Origin of the sequence: Paenibacillus sp. E194, from assembly GCF_000935845.1 — a bacterium.
In the GTDB taxonomy this organism is placed as follows: domain Bacteria; phylum Bacillota; class Bacilli; order Paenibacillales; family Paenibacillaceae; genus Paenibacillus_B; species Paenibacillus_B alvei_B.
Window position 1 is genome coordinate 1 of record NZ_JMDX01000513.1, and the last position, 1,062, is coordinate 1,062.

General features: G+C 56.8%; 1 protein-coding gene. It reads right to left on the minus strand.

Annotated elements, in window-relative coordinates; all coding sequences use genetic code 11:
- Positions 1-998: TCP-1/cpn60 chaperonin family protein (locus AZ66_RS29285; RefSeq protein WP_044358178.1), on the minus strand; the 998-nt coding region annotated here is incomplete at its 3' end.
- Positions 999-1,062 lie beyond the last annotated feature (64 nt).

The following is a 1,062-nucleotide window of genomic DNA, read 5'->3' on the forward strand; positions in this document are numbered from 1 at the left end:
CAGGCGGTGCGCCCGAGCAGCGGCTCCAGCTCGCTGCGCTGCTTCGCAAGCGCTGTGCGCTTCAGCGGCTTGGCACCGCTTAGACGGCAGACGCGCATAATATCCTCGCGGCTAACGCGCTGCACGACCATCATATCGTGATCCAGACAATATTGTTCCGCATCGGGATGAATACCGCGCTCCAGCACGATAAATCCGACACCAAGCTCGTTAAGTTGTTCGAGCATATGCATGAAACGAGCCTGTTCCGCCATATACTGCTGGAAGCCAGCTTCCGTCGTCAGCAGCTGCTCATCGAGCGTCACTGGCTCTAAGCTGTCCTGCAGTACGAGTACCCGGCAGTTCAATCGCTCAGGCAGCCAATCCCGCTGCAGCGGCTTCTGCTTGAGCATCACACCGTGGAACCATTCATTCTCTGCCTTCTCGTGCGCGACAATGCTGTCTGCATACCGATAATTCGTTTGCCTGAGCTGTTCCCAGCCTACCGCCTGTCCGGCTTCAAGCACGAGCTGCACAATATCCTCCTGCTCTCGTCCTGCTATATGTACAGCGCGATGGAGCCGATCATCACTCCATCCACTGAGCGGTACCGCGCGATGGCGAAGTTCCTCGCATGCAGCCGCAACTCCATGCATAAGTCCTGTAACCACCTTAGCGGCTGGAACACCGCGTGTGACTTGGGCTACTCCCTCTTGTACCAATGCACCTGCAAGGACGGTAGCCGTAGTCGTGCCATCGCCTACCTCATGCTGCTGTGCACGCGCTACTTGAATGAGCAGCTTGGCAGCCGGGTGGGATACGTCCATCTTCTCTAGGATCGTAACCCCGTCATTCGTAATAATGACCTCGCCGTCACCCCCAACGAGCATGACATCAAGCCCCTTGGGACCCAGCGTTCCTTCGACTGCTGCGCACAAGGCGCGAACAGCCCCTGCATTATTGAGAAGCGTCGCATAACGCTCATCGGTCTCCTGCACATGTCCGCTTGCTTGAGTCATGACGACGCCTCCTTTACCTTGATTTGTTATTTATTCCAGCGCTGCGGCAGCAACGCAAATTGAC